The 16,944-nt window shown below is 71.1% G+C and carries 14 protein-coding genes, 1 tRNA gene and 1 pseudogene; 14 read left to right on the forward strand and 2 right to left on the reverse strand.

The genetic code is table 11. The annotated features are described in order from the left end of the window. Nucleotides 1-35 precede the first annotated feature (35 nt). Nucleotides 36-933, reverse strand: a pseudogene (locus ACFY4A_RS29175) (IS481 family transposase). A gap of 214 nt (nucleotides 934-1,147) precedes the next feature. Next, a tRNA-Arg gene (locus ACFY4A_RS29180) sits at nucleotides 1,148-1,219 on the reverse strand. Nucleotides 1,220-1,377: 158 nt separating this feature from the next. Here ACFY4A_RS29180 and ACFY4A_RS29185 point away from each other — a divergent pair. The 14 genes from ACFY4A_RS29185 to ACFY4A_RS29250 all read left to right on the forward strand — a co-directional run bounded on the left by ACFY4A_RS29185 (nucleotide 1,378) and on the right by ACFY4A_RS29250 (nucleotide 16,475). Continuing rightward, complete coding sequence (locus ACFY4A_RS29185; RefSeq protein WP_390832328.1) at nucleotides 1,378-1,803, forward strand: response regulator; 426 nt, start codon at nucleotides 1,378-1,380, stop codon at nucleotides 1,801-1,803. A gap of 143 nt (nucleotides 1,804-1,946) precedes the next feature. Continuing rightward, nucleotides 1,947-3,110 (forward strand): ArgS-related anticodon-binding protein NrtL, encoded by a 1,164-nt coding sequence (gene nrtL / locus ACFY4A_RS29190; protein WP_390832329.1) that lies wholly within the window; start codon nucleotides 1,947-1,949, stop codon nucleotides 3,108-3,110. A gap of 26 nt (nucleotides 3,111-3,136) precedes the next feature. Then, the gene (lysA, locus tag ACFY4A_RS29195) at nucleotides 3,137-4,528 is read left to right on the forward strand and encodes a diaminopimelate decarboxylase (RefSeq protein WP_390832330.1); all 1,392 of its coding nucleotides are present in this window, start codon (nucleotides 3,137-3,139) and stop codon (nucleotides 4,526-4,528) included. A 13-nt stretch (nucleotides 4,529-4,541) separates the two neighbouring features. After that, nucleotides 4,542-4,724, forward strand: coding sequence for a hypothetical protein (locus tag ACFY4A_RS29200; protein WP_390832331.1), 183 nt, complete (start codon nucleotides 4,542-4,544; stop codon nucleotides 4,722-4,724). Nucleotides 4,725-4,812: 88 nt separating this feature from the next. Then, nucleotides 4,813-6,105 carry a homoserine dehydrogenase gene (locus ACFY4A_RS29205; RefSeq protein WP_390832332.1) on the forward strand — a complete coding sequence of 431 codons (1,293 nt, stop codon included), beginning with the start codon at nucleotides 4,813-4,815 and terminating at the stop codon, nucleotides 6,103-6,105. A gap of 6 nt (nucleotides 6,106-6,111) precedes the next feature. After that, nucleotides 6,112-7,170, forward strand: a complete 1,059-nt coding sequence (gene thrC / locus ACFY4A_RS29210) for a threonine synthase (RefSeq protein WP_361417338.1) — start codon at nucleotides 6,112-6,114, stop codon at nucleotides 7,168-7,170. A gap of 523 nt (nucleotides 7,171-7,693) precedes the next feature. After that, nucleotides 7,694-8,623 carry a homoserine kinase gene (gene thrB, locus ACFY4A_RS29215; RefSeq protein WP_390832333.1) on the forward strand — a complete coding sequence of 310 codons (930 nt, stop codon included), beginning with the start codon at nucleotides 7,694-7,696 and terminating at the stop codon, nucleotides 8,621-8,623. Nucleotides 8,624-9,039: 416 nt separating this feature from the next. After that, a complete protein-coding gene (gene rho, locus ACFY4A_RS29220) occupies nucleotides 9,040-11,043 on the forward strand; it encodes a transcription termination factor Rho (RefSeq protein WP_390832334.1) in 2,004 nt (667 codons plus the stop codon). Between the two features lie 377 nt (nucleotides 11,044-11,420). Next, entirely contained in the window at nucleotides 11,421-12,563 is a 1,143-nt protein-coding gene (locus ACFY4A_RS29225; protein WP_390832335.1) for an LCP family protein, read from the forward strand. Nucleotides 12,564-12,801: 238 nt separating this feature from the next. Further along, nucleotides 12,802-13,026 carry a 50S ribosomal protein L31 gene (gene rpmE / locus ACFY4A_RS29230; RefSeq protein WP_141358350.1) on the forward strand — a complete coding sequence of 75 codons (225 nt, stop codon included), beginning with the start codon at nucleotides 12,802-12,804 and terminating at the stop codon, nucleotides 13,024-13,026. A gap of 117 nt (nucleotides 13,027-13,143) precedes the next feature. Beyond that, complete coding sequence (gene prfA, locus ACFY4A_RS29235) at nucleotides 13,144-14,211, forward strand: peptide chain release factor 1 (RefSeq protein ID WP_390832336.1); 1,068 nt, start codon at nucleotides 13,144-13,146, stop codon at nucleotides 14,209-14,211. Nucleotides 14,212-14,306: 95 nt separating this feature from the next. Beyond that, nucleotides 14,307-15,146 carry a peptide chain release factor N(5)-glutamine methyltransferase gene (gene prmC / locus ACFY4A_RS29240; RefSeq protein WP_390832396.1) on the forward strand — a complete coding sequence of 280 codons (840 nt, stop codon included), beginning with the start codon at nucleotides 14,307-14,309 and terminating at the stop codon, nucleotides 15,144-15,146. Nucleotides 15,147-15,198: 52 nt separating this feature from the next. Beyond that, nucleotides 15,199-15,846 carry an L-threonylcarbamoyladenylate synthase gene (locus ACFY4A_RS29245; RefSeq protein WP_390832337.1) on the forward strand — a complete coding sequence of 216 codons (648 nt, stop codon included), beginning with the start codon at nucleotides 15,199-15,201 and terminating at the stop codon, nucleotides 15,844-15,846. Continuing rightward, complete coding sequence (locus ACFY4A_RS29250) at nucleotides 15,843-16,475, forward strand: protein-tyrosine-phosphatase (RefSeq protein WP_390832338.1); 633 nt, start codon at nucleotides 15,843-15,845, stop codon at nucleotides 16,473-16,475. The genes ACFY4A_RS29245 and ACFY4A_RS29250 overlap by 4 nt, the downstream gene beginning before the upstream one ends. Nucleotides 16,476-16,944: the final 469 nt, after the last annotated feature.

The raw sequence follows: 16,944 nt of genomic DNA on the forward strand, positions 1-16,944 counted from the left end.
AAGATCCTGTCCACGAATAGTCCACAGGGCACGTCCTAGGTGTATTGCCCTGAGAGGTTGGGGACACGGCTGGCGGGTGGCTGGCCCTTGAGCGCGGTGTGTCCGCGGTGGTGATTGTAGGTGTGCAGCCAGTGGGGGAAGGCGTCGCGCCGTTCCTGTTCTGAGCGGTAGGGGCGGGCGTAGGCCCACTCGTCGAGCAGGGTGCGGTTGAACCGCTCCACCTTGCCGTTGGTCTGGGGCCGGTAGGCGCGGGTGCGCTTGTGCGTGATGCCGGCTGCGGTCAGGGCATCGCGCCACAGGCGGGACTTGTAGCAGGAGCCGTTGTCGGTCAGGACGCGTTCGACGGTGATCCCGCAGGAGGCGAAGTACGCCTGCGCACGGGACCAGAAGCCGACGGCGGTCTCCTTCTTCTCGTCGGTGTGGATCTCGCTGTAGGCCAGGCGGGAGTGGTCGTCGACGGCGGTGTGCAGGTAGCTGTAGCCGGCGCCGGAACGCTTCTTGCGGCCCGCCTGGCGGCCCAGCACCTTGTGGCCGCCGCCGTCGGGGATGTTGCCGAGCTTCTTGATGTCGACGTGCACCAGCTCGCCGGGCTTGTCGCGCTCGTCTGGACCGGGCCACCGGCCGTGTCATGGACGGCACCAGACGCAGCAGGCCCGCGATCCGGGCCGGTCCCCACCGGCGCAGCACGCGCACCTTGATGATCCGCCGCTCGGTACGCGTCGGGGTCCGCCGTGGGCTGGCATGCGGGCGGCTGGAGCGGTCGGCCATGCCCGCCTCGCCCTGCGTGCGGTAGCGGCCGGCCCACCGCTGGGCGGTGCTCACGGAGACCTGGAAGCGTTCCGCGGCCCGCCGCAGGGGCCAGTTGTCCTCGACGACGCAGCGGGCCAGCCGCAGACGGCCGGTCTCGGTCAGCGGTGCGTTACGGTGCGGCATGAGGGCCTTTCTGGTCGCCGGTGCAGATGTCGCAATCCACACCGAGCCAGAAGGCCCTCACCCATTTCAAGATCACACGTCAGTGATCGCTGTCACCAACCTCCGTGGACAGAACACCTAGGGCCGCTCAGCGCTGCATACGCCTGCACATACGCGAAGACCCCGGCCTCAGCGTTTCCGCTGGTGACGGGGTCTTTAGGCACCTCATGAACGGTGCCCCCGGCAGGATTCGAACCTGCGCACACGGCTCCGGAGGCCGTTGCTCTATCCCCTGAGCTACGGGGGCGGGTCGGGCGCGCTGTTTGCGCGGCGACGGGTAGAACACTACCAGTTCCGGGAGGGTGGTCATGAACGTTTTCCGGTGGGGGCCCTGGGGGCGGTCCCCCGGACGGGGTGGAAGTGGGGAAAAGCCGGACGCGGTGGCCGGTCCGGACCTACTCTTGAGTGGTGCCAGCCGCTTCGGGTCGGGTGCTTGTTGTGGACGACAACAAGGTCATCCGGCAGTTGATCAGGGTCAATCTTGAGCTTGAGGGGCTCGAGGTCGTGACCGCGGCCGATGGTGCCGAGTGTCTGGATGTCGTGCATCGGGTGCGGCCCGATGCCGTCACGCTCGATGTCGTCATGCCGCGACTGGACGGGCTGCGGACCGCGGCCCGGCTGCGCGCCGATCCGCTCACCCGTGATCTTCCGCTCGCCATCGTCAGTGCCTGTTCGCAGTACGAAGTCGAAGCCGGGCTCGACGTCGGGGTCGACGCCTTCCTCGCCAAGCCCTTCGAGCCGGCGGAACTCGTGCTACTCGTGCGGCGATTGATCGAAGGTGGGGCTCGTGGGGCAGGGGAGGCCGAGCCCGCCGGGCATAGCAGCGGCTGATCGTTTCGTGGCTTTCGGCGGGTTGGGGTGGCGTGCGGTTTCGCCGCCGCAGCTCGGTAGGTTCCGGCTGTATCGGTCCACATGGCGATACCGCGCCCAAATAAGTTCGCTTACCCACCCCCCTCCTCCCCTACGCTTGTCCCGTGACCCCCGTGGAGCTCTCCCGTACCGTGCTCAGCGCGGTCCGTCGCGCTGTCGACGTGGGGGAGCTGAGCGTCAGCGTGCCCGAGCGGGTCGTGGTCACGCCGCCCCGGCCCGGCGGTTGTGGTGACTACGCCACCAACATCGCCCTCCAGCTCGCCCGGCCCGCCGGGCAGCCCGCCCCGCTCGTCGCCCAAGTGCTCCGGGGCCATCTGCTCGGCCTCGACGGCATCGACGACGTCGCCGTCACCGGGCCCGGGTTCCTCAACATCAGCCTCCGCGACGCCGACGCCGAGGCCGCCCTCGTACGGCTGGTGGATGACGTCCGGCGGTCCGGGGGGCGGTACGGGTACGTCCCGCGGCCGACCGGGGTCCCACGGTCGACCGGGGCGGTCGTCGAGCTGCGCTGTGCCGGCGAGGTCCGCGCCGTCGTCGTCGCGGATGTCGTGGCGCGACTCCTCCGGTCCCAAGGGGAGTCGGCAAGGGTCAGCTGCACCAGTCCTCTCCCCGCCGACTGGCAACGGATCCTGGGCCTCGGCGCCCACGTCGATGCCCCCAGCGACGCCCTCCCCGGCGTCGGTGTCCGGCCTGTTCCCGTCCCTGCCGACGCCCTCCCCGGCGTCGGTGTCCGGCCTGTTCCCGGCCCCGCCGACCCCCTCCCCGGCGTCGATATCCGGCCCGTTCCCGCCCCTGCCGACCCCCTCCCCCTCGGCCGCGACGCCGCCCGCTGGGCCCTCCTCCACCCCGCCGGTCACGATCGGCCCCGTATCGGTGACGAGCACCTCGTGCAGCGTGAGAGCAACCCGCTCTTCCGTGTCCGGTACGCCCACGCCCGCACCCGGGCGCTCGGCCGCAATGCGGCCGACCTGGGGTTCGACGCCGAGGCGGGTCCCGTCGATGTGGCCCCGTCCGAGCTGGTCACCCTGCTCGCCAACCATCCCCGCGTGCTCGCCCGCGCCGCGGACCACCGCGCTCCCGACGTTCTCGCCCGGCACCTCGTCAGCGTCGCCGATGCCGTGCTGCCCTTCCTCGCGACCGTGCTGCCGTGCGGGGAGGAGAAACCCTCGGCCGCCCACCGCGCCCGGCTCGCCCTTGCCGAAGCCGCCGGGACGGTGCTGGCCGGCGGCCTGTCCCTGCTCGGCATCGACGCACCCGAACACCTCTGAGAGAGCCCACAGAGAGCCGCACTGACATGAGCCGTTCCGCACATCCCGCCGGGCCCCGTCACGCCGATGTCCTGCCCGAGGGGCACTACTCCGCGCCGCCCGCCGACCTCAACGCCCTCGATGCCAAGGTCTGGGCGCAGACTGTCGGCCGGCGTGAGGACGGCGTCGTGACCGTCGGCGGTATCGCCGTCACCGACCTCGCCGAACGGTTCGGCACTCCCGCCTACGTCCTCGACGAGGCCGACTTCCGGGCCCGGGCCCGGGCCTGGCGCAACGCCTTCGGGCACGACGCCGACGTCTTCTACGCAGGGAAGGCGTTCCTGTCCCGGGCCGTCGTGAAGTGGCTCGACGAGGAGGGGCTGAACCTCGACGTCTGCTCCGGCACCGAGCTCGCCACCGCGCTCTCGGCCGGAATGCTGGCCGAGCGGATCGCCTTCCACGGCAACAACAAGTCCCCGTACGAGATCCAGCGGGCCGTCGAGGCCGGGGTCGGGCGGATCGTGCTCGACTCCTTCCAGGAGATCGTGCGGGTCGCCCACATCGCGCAGTCCCTCGGGAAGCGGCAGCGGGTGCAGATCCGGATCACGGTCGGTGTCGAGGCGCACACGCACGAGTTCATCGCCACCGCGCACGAGGACCAGAAGTTCGGCATCCCGCTGGCCGGGGGACAGGCCGCCGAGGCCGTACGGCGGGCCCTCCAGCTCGACGGGCTCGAACTCATCGGGATCCACTCCCACATCGGGTCGCAGATCTTCGACATGTCCGGGTTCGAGGTGGCCGCGCACCGCGTCGTACGGCTGCTCAAGGACATCCGGGACGAGCACGGGGTCGAGCTGCCGGAGATCGACCTCGGCGGCGGGCTCGGAATCGCGTACACCAGCAACGACGATCCGCGTGAGCCGCACGAGATCGCCAAGGCGCTGACCGAGATCGTCACCCGTGAGTGCGAGGCCGCCCGGCTCCGTACGCCCCGCATCTCCGTCGAGCCGGGGCGCGCCATCGTCGGGCCCACCGCCTTCACGCTCTACGAGGTCGGCACCATCAAGCCGCTGGAGGGGCTGCGGACGTACGTGTCCGTGGACGGGGGCATGTCCGACAACATCCGTACGGCGCTCTACGACGCCGAGTACAGCGTCGCGCTCGTCTCCCGCGTCTCCGAGGCCGAGCCGATGCTCGTCCGGGTCGTGGGCAAGCACTGCGAGAGCGGGGACATCGTGGTCAAGGACGCCTTTCTGCCGGCCGACCTGGCACCCGGTGACCTCATCGCCGTGCCGGCCACGGGCGCGTACTGCCGGTCCATGGCCAGCAACTACAACCACGCGCTGCGTCCGCCGGTCGTCGCCGTCGCGGGCGGGGAAGCCCGGGTGATCGTCCGCCGGGAGACGGAGGAGGACCTCCTGCGGCTCGACGTCGGATGACGCTCGACGTCGGATGACGCTCGACGGCGATGACGGCGATAACGGCGATGACGGCGATGACGGCGATGACGGCGACGACGGCGATGACGGCGACGACGGCGATGACGGCGACAACGCCGACAACGCCGACAACGGTGACAGTGGCACGGAGCGGCCGGAAGATCTCCTGTCTTCCGGGCCGACGAAAATGAAATAAACGTCTCACGATCCGGACAAATAGCGGAAACTCCGGTCCGGTGAGTGAGACTGGTCCAACCGAAGACGGTATGAGGAAACGAGGTCGGATGATGCGTACGCGTCCGCTGAAGGTGGCGCTGCTGGGCTGTGGGGTTGTCGGCTCAGAGGTGGCGCGCATCATGACGACGCACGCCGACGACCTCACAGCCAGGATCGGGGCCCCGGTGGAGCTCGCCGGGGTCGCCGTGCGGCGCCCCGGCAAGGTGCGCGAGGGCATCCCCGCCGACCTCGTCACCACCGACGCCACCGCACTCGTCAAACGCGGCGACATCGACGTCGTGGTCGAGGTCATCGGCGGGATCGAGCCGGCCCGGACGCTGATCACCACCGCCTTCGAGCACGGCGCCTCCGTCGTCTCCGCGAACAAGGCCCTGCTCGCCCAGGACGGGGCCGCGCTGCACGCCGCCGCCGAGGCGAACGACAGGGACCTCTACTACGAGGCCGCCGTCGCCGGCGCCATCCCGCTGATCCGGCCGCTGCGCGAGTCCCTCGCCGGGGACAAGGTCAACCGGGTGCTCGGCATCGTCAACGGCACCACCAACTTCATCCTCGACAAGATGGACTCCACGGGGGCCGGCTACCAGGAAGCCCTCGACGAGGCCACCGCGCTCGGGTACGCGGAAGCCGACCCGACCGCCGACGTCGAGGGGTTCGACGCCGCCGCCAAGGCCGCCATCCTCGCCGGGATGGCCTTCCACTCGCGCGTACGGCTCGACGACGTCTACCGCGAGGGCATGACCGAGGTCACCGCCGCGGACTTCGTCTCCGCCAAGGAGATGGGCTGCACCATCAAGCTGCTCGCCATCTGCGAACGGGCCGAGGACGGCGGGTCCGTCACCGCCCGCGTGCACCCCGCGATGATTCCGCTCACCCACCCGCTGGCCTCCGTGCGCGGCGCCTACAACGCCGTGTTCGTCGAGTCCGACGCGGCCGGGCAGCTCATGTTCTACGGGCCCGGCGCCGGCGGCTCGCCCACCGCCTCGGCCGTGCTCGGCGACCTCGTCGCCGTCTGCCGCAACCGGCTCAACGGGGCCACCGGGCCCGGCGAGTCGGCGTACGCGGCGCTGCCCGTGTCGTCCATGGGCGACGTCGTCACGCGCTACCACATCAGCCTGGACGTCGCCGACAAACCGGGTGTGCTCGCCCAGGTCGCCACGGTGTTCGCCGAGCACGGGGTTTCCATCGACACTGTTCGCCAGCAGGGCAAGGACGGCGAGGCCTCCCTCGTCGTCGTCACCCACCGTGCTTCCGACGCCGCCCTCGGCGGGACCGTGGAGGCGCTGCGCAAGCTCGACACCGTGCGGGGTGTCGCCAGCATCATGCGGGTTGAAGGAGAGTAACCAGCAATGACCCACCAGTGGCGCGGAATCATCGAGGAGTACCGGGACAGGCTGCCGGTGTCCGACAGCACGCCGGTCGTGACGCTCCGTGAGGGCGGTACGCCCCTCGTGCCCGCGCAGGTGCTCTCCGAGCGCACCGGCTGCGAGGTCCACCTCAAGGTCGAGGGCGCGAACCCGACCGGGTCCTTCAAGGACCGCGGCATGACGATGGCGATCAGCAAGGCCAAGGAGGAGGGCGCGAAGGCCGTCATCTGCGCCTCCACCGGCAACACGTCCGCCTCCGCGGCCGCCTACGCCGTACGGGCCGGGATGGTCTCCGCGGTGCTGGTGCCGCAGGGCAAGATCGCGCTCGGCAAGATGGGTCAGGCGCTGGTGCACGGCGCGAAGATCCTCCAGGTCGACGGCAACTTCGACGACTGCCTCACGCTCGCCCGCGCGCTCAGCGACAACTACCCCGTGGCGCTGGTCAATTCGGTCAACCCGGTGCGTATCGAGGGTCAGAAGACGGCCTCCTTCGAGATCGTCGACATGCTCGGCGACGCCCCCGACATCCACGTCCTGCCGGTCGGCAACGCGGGCAACATCACCGCCTACTGGAAGGGCTACCGCGAGTACGCCGCGGACGGCGTCGCCACCAGGACGCCCCGCATGTGGGGCTTCCAGGCCTCCGGCAGTGCGCCGATCGTGCGCGGGGAGGTCGTCAAGGACCCGTCGACCATCGCCACCGCGATCCGGATCGGCAACCCCGCCTCCTGGACGTACGCCCTGGCCGCGCGCGACGAGTCCGGCGGTGCCATCGACGAGGTGACGGACCGTGAAATCCTGCGCGCCTACCGGCTGTTGGCGGCGCAGGAGGGCGTCTTCGTCGAACCGGCGTCCGCCGCGTCGGTGGCCGGCCTGCTGAAGGCCGCCGAGCAGGGCAAGGTCGACCCCGGCCAGCGCATCGTGTGCACGGTCACCGGCAACGGCCTCAAGGACCCCGACTGGGCCGTCGCCGGCGCACCCCAGCCGGTCACGGTCCCGGTCGACGCGGCCACGGCGGCCGAACGCCTGGGCCTGGCCTGACCGCACGGCCCGTACCGTCGGCGACGATCGACCGCGTCCGGCTCCGCAGGGGCCGGTGCCGGTCGGTCGTCGCCGACGGACCGCAGTGGCTCCGGGTGCCGGATCCGCACGGTCCGCGCTGGTCGTGCATGTGGGTTCGGGGCGGGTCGGCCGCGGTCGGTCGGTGCCTGAGCGCGCCCCCGTCGGCGGCACCCTCCGTTGACGGCCCGGCCCGGCCGGCCCATTTCGCCCGGTCGGCGCAACGCGTGCACCCCGCGCAAGGTACGCAACCGCGTGGCGTGCGGAGGCGTAGTCTCAAGAGACTTCGGAGGAGGGTGGCACAGGGGGCTTGCGACACGCATCGTGCGCCTCCCGTGCGCCCTATGTCGCCACTGAACTTTCCTTCGATAGGCTGTAGGGAACCCGACCGCCGCACACGCCCACGCAGGTGGCGGTGGTGCGCCGTCTCTGCGGCCTGAGGGTCTTCCCCGTTCCTGTCGAGTGTCATTCGACCATCACGCAGCTCAAGGAGAGTCAACGAGCGATGGCCGGTCCCGCGTTCCGCGCCGCCGCCGTCCGGGTGCGCGTCCCCGCCACCAGCGCCAACCTCGGCCCGGGCTTCGACGCCCTCGGCCTGTCGCTGGGGCTCTACGACGACGTCGTGGTCCGGGTGGCCGACTCCGGGCTGCACATCGACATCGCCGGCGAGGGCAGCGAGACGCTGCCGCGGGACGAGAAGCACCTGCTCGTCCGCTCGCTGCGCACCGCCTTCGACGTCCTCGGCGGACAGCCGCGCGGCCTGGAGATCGTCTGCGCCAACCGCATCCCGCACGGCCGCGGCCTCGGCTCCTCCTCCGCCGCCATCTGCGCCGGCATAGTCGCGGCCCGCGCCGTGACCATAGGCGCCGAGGCCAGGCTCGACGACGCGGCGCTGCTCGAGCTGGCCACCGAGATCGAGGGCCACCCGGACAACGTGGCGGCCTGTCTGCTGGGCGGGTTCACCCTGTCCTGGATGGAGGCCGGAGCCGCCCGGGCCATCAGGATGGAGCCCTCCGATTCCATCGTTCCGGTGGTTTTCGTGCCGGGGAAGCCGGTGCTCACCGAAACCGCGCGCGGCCTGCTGCCGCGCACCGTGCCGCACGTGGACGCCGCCGTCAACGCGGGCCGCGCCGCCCTGCTCGTCGAGGCCCTCACCCGGCGCCCCGAGCTGCTGTTGCCGGCCACCGAGGACCGTCTCCACCAGGAGTACCGCGCCCCTGCCATGCCGGAGAGTGCGGCGCTGGTGGAGCGGCTGCGGGCGGACGGCATCCCCGCGGTCATCTCCGGCGCCGGGCCCACCGTCATGGCGCTGGCGGACGCCGGCACCGCGGACAAGGTGGAGCAACTGGCGGGCGCCGACTGGGCCGCCAACCGGCTGAGTCTCGACCTGCAGGGAGCCTGTGTACTGCCGCTCGCGGCAGGCGGGGAGATCTGAAAGTCGGCGGTTGCCGGATTTCGAGAGGGGGAATGTTTGTTGGATCCGGTAGTGTTAACCTCAAGTCTGCACCCGGCCCACCATGGCGAGGTGCCTCGTGTCCCCGTCCGGGACAGACATTCCTCCGGGAGCCCCCCAAGCCGCACTGTGTGGTGTACGTCGTACCTGGGCAGTACCTCGTACGCGCACACTGAGCGGTCCGCCGGGCACGCTCCGGAATCGGTGCGACCACGCCACGTGACTCAGTGACACTCGGTGCCGCTGATGGTCGAGGAAGCGCCAATCACCAGATATCTCTTCCGCCGTTTTGGGCGGACCACCGCCCCGGCACGGTTCACCAGCAAGGACCGAAGCCGGACAGCACAACCGGTCGCCGAGCCAGACAGGCCGACGTCCGCTCCAGGGAAGGACCCTTCGTGAGCGACACCACCGATCTGATGGGCGCACGTGTCGAGGAGACCGCTGCCGCGCCCGCCACGGACGCCTCCGCGCCTGCCACCGGTGCCGGCTCCCGGCGGCGCCGCGGTACCGGCCTCGAGGGCATGGTGCTGGCCGAGCTGCAACAGGTCGCCTCCGGCCTCGGCATCAGGGGCACCGCGCGTATGCGCAAGAGCCAGCTGATCGAGGTCATCAAGGAGGCGCAGGCGGCCGGGGGCGCCCCCGCCGCGAAGGCCGCGCCTGCCGCGGGCGACGCCACCGAGACCAAGCCGAAGCGCCGCACCACCTCCCGGGCCCGTACGGGCGAGGAGGCCGCGTCCGCGAAGAAGGCGGCCGAGGCCCCCTCCGCCAAGCTCTCGAACGAGGTGGAGCAGTCAGGCGCCCCCGCCAAGGCCGTGGCGCAGCAGCAGATCGAGATCCCCGGCCAGCCGGCCAGCGAGGACGCTCCGGCCGAGCGCCGCCGGCGCCGGGCCACCGCCGAGGCGGGCGCCCCGGCGGGCAGCGCCGAGACCGTCGCCGCCGAGGCGAAGAGCGAGCCGAAGGCCGAGACCCCGGCCCAGCAGCAGTCGCAGGGCGACGCCGGTGACGGCGGCGAGGGCCGCCGTCGCGACCGCCGTGAGCGCGGCCGGGACCGTGACCGCCGCGGCAAGGGCGACGACCAGCAGGGCCAGGGCGGTCAGCAGCAGCGCCAGCAGAGCCAGCAGCAGGGCGGCGGCCGGCAGGACCGTCAGCAGGACGACGACGACTTCGAGGGCGGCCGCCGGGGCCGTCGCGGCCGCTACCGCGACCGCCGTGGCCGCCGTGGCCGCGACGACGTCTCCGAGCCGCAGATCGCCGAGGACGACGTCCTGATCCCGGTCGCGGGCATCCTGGACATCCTCGACAACTACGCCTTCATCCGCACGTCGGGCTACCTGCCGGGTCCCAACGACGTGTACGTCTCCCTCGCCCAGGTCCGCAAGAACGGCCTGCGCAAGGGCGACCACATCACCGGTGCGGTCCGCCAGCCGAAGGAGGGCGAGCGCCGCGAGAAGTTCAACGCGCTGGTCCGGCTGGACTCCGTCAACGGCATGGCGCCCGAACACGGCCGTGGGCGGCCGGAGTTCAACAAGCTGACGCCGCTGTACCCGCAGGACCGGCTCCGTCTGGAGACCGACCCCGGCGTCCTGACCACCCGGATCATCGACCTGGTCTCGCCCATCGGCAAGGGCCAGCGCGGTCTGATCGTGGCCCCGCCGAAGACCGGCAAGACCATGATCATGCAGGCGGTCGCCAACGCGATCACGCACAACAACCCCGAGTGCCACCTGATGGTCGTCCTCGTCGACGAGCGTCCGGAAGAGGTCACCGACATGCAGCGGTCGGTCAAGGGCGAGGTCATCTCCTCGACCTTCGACCGCCCGGCCGAGGACCACACCACGGTCGCCGAGCTCGCCATCGAGCGCGCCAAGCGCCTGGTGGAGCTGGGTCACGACGTGGTCGTGCTGCTGGACTCGATCACCCGTCTGGGCCGTGCGTACAACCTTGCGGCCCCGGCCTCCGGCCGGATCCTGTCCGGTGGTGTCGACTCCACGGCCCTGTACCCGCCGAAGCGGTTCTTCGGTGCGGCCCGCAACATCGAGGACGGCGGTTCGCTGACCATCCTCGCCACCGCGCTGGTGGACACCGGATCCCGCATGGACGAGGTGATCTTCGAGGAGTTCAAGGGCACCGGCAACATGGAGCTCAAGCTCGACCGGAAGCTCGCCGACAAGCGCATCTTCCCCGCGGTGGACGTCGACGCGTCCGGCACCCGCAAGGAGGAGATCCTGCTCGGCGCCGAGGAGCTCAACATCGTCTGGAAGCTGCGCCGGGTGCTGCACGCGCTCGACCAGCAGCAGGCGATCGAGCTGCTCCTCGACAAGATGAAGCAGACCAAGTCGAACGTCGAGTTCCTGATGCAGATCCAGAAGACCACCCCGGCTCCCGGCAATGGCGACTAGGCGCTCCACCGGGTAAGCCGGCAAAGACGGTAAGAGGCGTACGGAAGGCCGCCCCCTGTTCCAGGGGGCGGCCTTCCGCCGTTGTGGAGGCCTACGAGACCTTCGCCACAGACACCGCGCCTCGCCCGGGCTCGCCACGACGCCGTCCGGTCCTGCGTCACCGCAGGTGAGCTGGGTTACCAAGGGGTACACAGCCTGGCATGGTGCCTATGTCCGCATGTGGTGGACACAGAGCGTTGTGCAACCCTTTCCCGAGTTCCCCCGTCTGACCGGACGAGCGACGATAGTGCGGTACGGGTCCATCGACCGAGAACAGACCGGGGCCTGACCCCGACCGCAGGGGGTAACCGACCGTAGACACGAGAGCCGAGGAGCGCATGCCTGCCGACAGCACGCGAGGACCGGGCACACCAGGGGGGTCCGGCGGCACCGGGCCCCGCCACCGCGCCAAGGGCCGCCGTCGCAAGCCCCCCACCGGGCGGCGCAGGGCCCTGACGGCCATGGCCTGGACCGCCGTGGGGATCGTCGTGCTCGGTGGCGCGGGGGCCGGCTTCCTCTACTTCAAGCTCAACGGCAATCTCAGGACGATCGACATCAACCAGGCCCTCGGCGGCCACCGGCCCACCAAGGCCGACAACGGCTCCGAGAACATCCTCGTCCTGGGCTCCGACACCCGCGCCGGCGGCAACAGGAAACTCGGCGGCGGTACCGACGACGGCAGCGCCCGCTCCGACACGGCGATGATCGTGCACGTCGACCAGGGCCACAAACGGGCCGGCGTGGTCTCGATACCGCGCGACACCCTCGTCGACCGCCCCGAGTGCACCGACGCCAAGGGCGGCACGCACGCCGCGGCGCACGACGCGATGTTCAACGAGTCGTACTCCACCGGTGGTGCCGCCTGCGCGGTGAAGACCGTCGAGTCGATGACCGGCCTGCGCATGGACCACTACCTGGAGGTCGACTTCAGCGGCTTCCGGAAGCTCGTCGACGAACTCGGCGGAGTCCGGGTCACCACGACGAGGAACATCGACGACCCGCGCAGCCACCTCGACCTCAAGGCCGGCACGCACACCCTCGACGGACAGCAGGCCCTCGGCCTGGTCCGCACCCGGCACGGCGTCGGCGACGGCTCCGACCTCGGACGCATCCAGCTCCAGCAGGCCTTTGTCAAGGCCCTGGCCGACCAGGTCAAGCACCTCGGTGTCCTCACCAACCCCAAGAAGCTCTACGACCTCGCCGACACCGCGACCAAGACCGTCACCGCCGACTCCGACCTCGGCTCGGTGAACTCCCTGATCGCCTTCGCCGACGGCTTGAAGGGCATCAGCTCCTCCCGCATGACCATGGTCACGATGCCGGTGCGGTACGACCCGGCCGACCCGAACCGCGTCCTCCTGGAGAAGGCCAAGGCCGCGCAGATCTGGAACGCCCTGAGGAACGACAAGCCCATCCCCAGGACGGCCACCGAAGGCACGGCCACCGGCAAGGCGAGTGGAGTGGTGAGCGCCGCCCCCTAGGGCCGCGGGGAACCGAGCGGCAAGCCACGGTCAACCCGCACCCGACCATGGCGAACACGCGGCACCCCGGCACGCGGGAAACCCACCCCCGCCCCGCACGGACCCGCGGGGAATACACGACCCTCACCCCCGGTTTTGGGGGATGGCCCCAGTCCTGGCAGACTGGTACGTCGGCTCCGGTTCACGCTCCGCATCCCGCGGCTGCGACCCGGCGCCCTCCCGGAACATAGGAGACACCTTGAAGCGCGACATCCACCCCGCGTACGTCGAGACGCAGGTCAGCTGCACCTGCGGCGCGTCGTTCACCACCCGTAGCACCATCGAGTCCGGCAGCATCCGGGCCGAGGTCTGCTCCGAGTGCCACCCGTTCTACACGGGCAAGCAGAAGATCCTCGACACCGGTGGCCGTGTGGCCCGCTTCGAGGCCCGCTTCGGCAAGGCTGCCGCCGGCTCCAAGAAGTAGCGAGCCCCTTTTCGCCGGTCCACGGCCGTACCCCCACCGCGGGGTGCGCCGGGACCGGCGTTTTTGGTCGCCCGCCTTCCCCTACCCCAGCAGTACAGGCAGTACAGGAGCCTAAAGATGTTCGAGGCCGTCGAGGAACTCGTCGCCGAGCACTCCGACCTGGAGAAGCAGCTCGCCGATCCGTCGGTCCACGCCGACCAGGCCAACGCGCGCAAGCTCAACAAGCGCTACGCCGAGCTCACCCCGATCGTCGCCGCGTACCGCTCCTGGAGGCAGACCGGCGACGACATCGACACCGCGCGCGAACTCGCCGCGGAGGACCCCGACTTCGCGGCCGAGGTCAAGGAGCTGGAGCAGCAGCGCGAGGAGTTGACCGAGAAGCTGCGCTTCCTGCTCATTCCGCGCGACCCCAGCGACGACAAGGACGTCATCCTGGAGATCAAGGCGGGCGCGGGCGGCGACGAGTCGGCCCTGTTCGCCGGCGACCTGCTGCGCATGTACCTGCGGTACGCCGAGCGGGTCGGCTGGAAGACCGAGATCATCGACGCCACCGAGTCCGAGCTGGGCGGCTACAAGGACGTCCAGGTCGCGGTGAAGAGCCGCGGGCAGACCGAGCCCGGCCAGGGCGTGTGGGCCCGGCTGAAGTACGAGGGCGGGGTGCACCGCGTGCAGCGGGTGCCGGCCACCGAGTCCCAGGGCCGTATTCACACCTCCGCGGCCGGTGTGCTGGTCACCCCCGAGGCCGAGGAGGTGGACGTGGAGATCAACCCCAACGACCTCCGCATCGACGTCTACCGGTCCTCCGGGCCCGGCGGCCAGTCCGTCAACACCACCGACTCCGCGGTGCGCATCACGCACCTGCCCACCGGAGTCGTCGCCTCCTGCCAGAACGAGAAGAGCCAGCTGCAGAACAAGGAGCAGGCGCTGCGTATCCTGCGCTCCAGGCTGCTCGCCATGGCGCAGGAGGAGGCGGAGAGGGAAGCCGCCGACGCGCGCCGCAGCCAGGTCCGCACCGTCGATCGCTCCGAGAAGATCCGCACCTACAACTTCCCGGAGAACCGCATCTCGGACCACCGCGTCGGCTTCAAGGCGTACAACCTGGACCAGGTCCTGGACGGCGAACTGGACGCGGTGATCCAGGCCTGCGTCGACGCGGACTCGGCCGCCAAGCTCGCGGCCGCGTAAGACACGTGCGCACGCGGGACGTGCGCACGTACGAGCATCAACGGAGGACCAGCGTGCAGCAAGAATCCGGGGGGCGGCCCCCGAGTCCCCGCAGCGTGCTGCTCGCGGAGGTGGCGCAGGCCACCCAGCGGCTGGCCGACGCGGGCGTGGACTCGCCGCGCACCGACGCGGAGGAACTCGCCGCGTTCGTGCACGGTGTCAAGCGGGGCCAGCTGCACACCGTGAAGGACGCCGACTTCGACGCCCGCTACTGGGAGGTCATCGCCCGGCGCGAGCAGCGCGAGCCGCTCCAGCACATCACCGGGCGGGCCTACTTCCGGTACCTGGAACTCCAGGTCGGGCCAGGGGTGTTCGTGCCCCGGCCGGAGACCGAGTCCGTGGTCGGCTGGGCCATAGACGCCGTACGGGCCATGGACGTCGTCGAGCCGTGCATCGTCGACCTGTGCACCGGCTCGGGGGCCATCGCGCTCGCCCTGGCCCAGGAGGTGCCGCGCTCGCGTGTGCACGCCGTGGAGCTGAGCGAGGACGCCCTGAAGTGGACCCGCAAGAACACGGAGGGGTCCAGGGTCGATCTGCGCCAGGGCGACGCCCGGACGGCCTTCCGGGACCTCGACGGCCAGGTCGACCTCGTCATCTCCAACCCGCCGTACATCCCGCTCACCGAATGGGAGTACGTCGCCCCCGAGGCCCGCGACTACGACCCGGAGCTGGCGTTGTTCTCCGGGGAGGACGGTCTCGACCTGATCCGCGGCATCGAGCGCACCGCGCACCGGTTGCTGCGGCCCGGCGGAGTCGTCGTCGTCGAGCACGCCGACACCCAGGGCGGACAGGTGCCGTGGATCTTCACCGAGGAGCGGGGCTGGGCCGACGCCGCCGACCACCCCGACCTCAACAACCGGCCGCGGTTCGCCACCGCCCGCAAGGCGCTGCCGTGACCCCCATCAGGACTTCTGACCAGCAGTACGTGTACGAGGAGGCCCGCTGACAATGGCACGGCGATACGACACCAACGACGCCACCGACCGCGTGACGGGTCTGCGCGAGGCGGCGTCCGCCGTCCGCCGGGGCGAACTCGTGGTGCTGCCCACCGACACGGTCTACGGCATCGGCGCCGACGCGTTCTCCTCCGAGGGCGTGGCCGACCTGCTCGCCGCCAAGGGCCGGGGCCGCAACATGCCCACCCCCGTCCTCATCGGCTCCCCGAACACGCTGCACGGCCTGGTCACGGACTTCTCCGAGATGGCCTGGGAACTCGTGGACGCCTTCTGGCCGGGCGCGCTGACGCTGGTCGCCCGGCACCAGCCGTCCCTCCAGTGGGACCTCGGGGACACCCGGGGCACGGTCGCCGTGCGGATGCCGCTGCACCCGGTCGCCATCGAACTGCTCACGGAGGTCGGCCCGATGGCCGTGTCGTCGGCGAACCTGACCGGCCACCCCGCGCCGGAGACCTGCGGCGCCGCGCAGGAGATGCTCGGCGACTCCGTCTCCGTCTACCTCGACGGCGGCCCGACCCCCGGCAACGTCCCGTCCTCCATCGTCGACGTCACCCGCAAGGTGCCCCTGCTGCTGCGCGAGGGCGCCCTGTCGCCGGAGGAGCTGCGCAAGGTGGTACCCGACCTCGAGGTGGCGAATTGACGGCCCCTGACGCGGGGCGTGGCATAGGCGACACCTTCCGCATCCTGCACGTCAGCACCGGCAACGTGTGCCGCTCGCCCATCACCGAGCGGCTGACCCGGCACTTCGTGGCGGACCGGCTCGGGGATCCCCGGGGCGGCGGGCTGATCGTGGAGAGCGCGGGCACCTGGGGCCACGAGGGCGCGCCGATGGAGGCCAACGCGGAGACCGTGCTGGCCGACTTCGGCGCGGACGCCTCCGGCTTCACCGGCCGGGAACTGCTGGACGAGCACGTGATCTGCGCCGACCTGGTGCTCACCGCGACCTTGGACCACCGTGCCCAGGTCATCTCCATGGGCCACTCGGCCGGCCTGCGCACCTTCACGCTCAAGGAGTTCACCCGCCTGGTGAAGGCGATAGACCCGGCCACGCTGCCGCCCCTGGAGGACGGCGTGGTCGAACGCGCCCGCGCCCTGGTCCGTGCCGCCGCCGCTCTACGCGGGTGGCTCCTGGCCCCGACCGCCGAGGCCGACGAGGTCTACGACCCCTACGGCGCCCCCCTGACGTTCTTCCGCTCCGTAGGCGACGAGATACACCAGGCCCTGGACCCGGTGGTGACAGCCCTGACGGGGGTCCCGGCCCGGGCTTGACGCACCGCGGGCCCCGAAGGACGGCTTGATGGGTGCTGACGGGTTCCTGCGGCCGCCTGCCAGGTCGGCGGGGCTTGGTGGCCCCGGACGTCAGGGCCCCCGGCCGGAGGCCGGAAGTGCGGGCCGCGCACGAGTCGGGTCGGGTGCGGTCGGTGGTGTGTGCGGGCCGCGTGCGGGTGTGCCGTGGGCCGCGTCGCCGGCGGCCTGGGCGCGTGTCTGTGGGAGGCCTGGTGGGGGTCGGGGGGCCGGCTGGGGGCTGGGGTGCCGGGTGGGGCCGTGTACGGGTGGGGTCCGGGTCGGCTTGCTCAGGTCGGTGGCGTGGTGGGGGCTGTGTCGGTGGCGGCCTGGGCGCGTGTCTGCGGGGTGTCTGTCGGGGCCGGGAGGCCTGTGCACGGCTCGGGGTCCGGCAGCGGGCTTCCCGAATCGGCACACGCCGGCTGGAGGCTCCTGGAGGGGGCGGCCGGGGGAT

Origin of the sequence: Streptomyces sp. NPDC001292, assembly GCF_042896465.1 — a bacterium.
Taxonomy (GTDB): domain Bacteria; phylum Actinomycetota; class Actinomycetes; order Streptomycetales; family Streptomycetaceae; genus Streptomyces.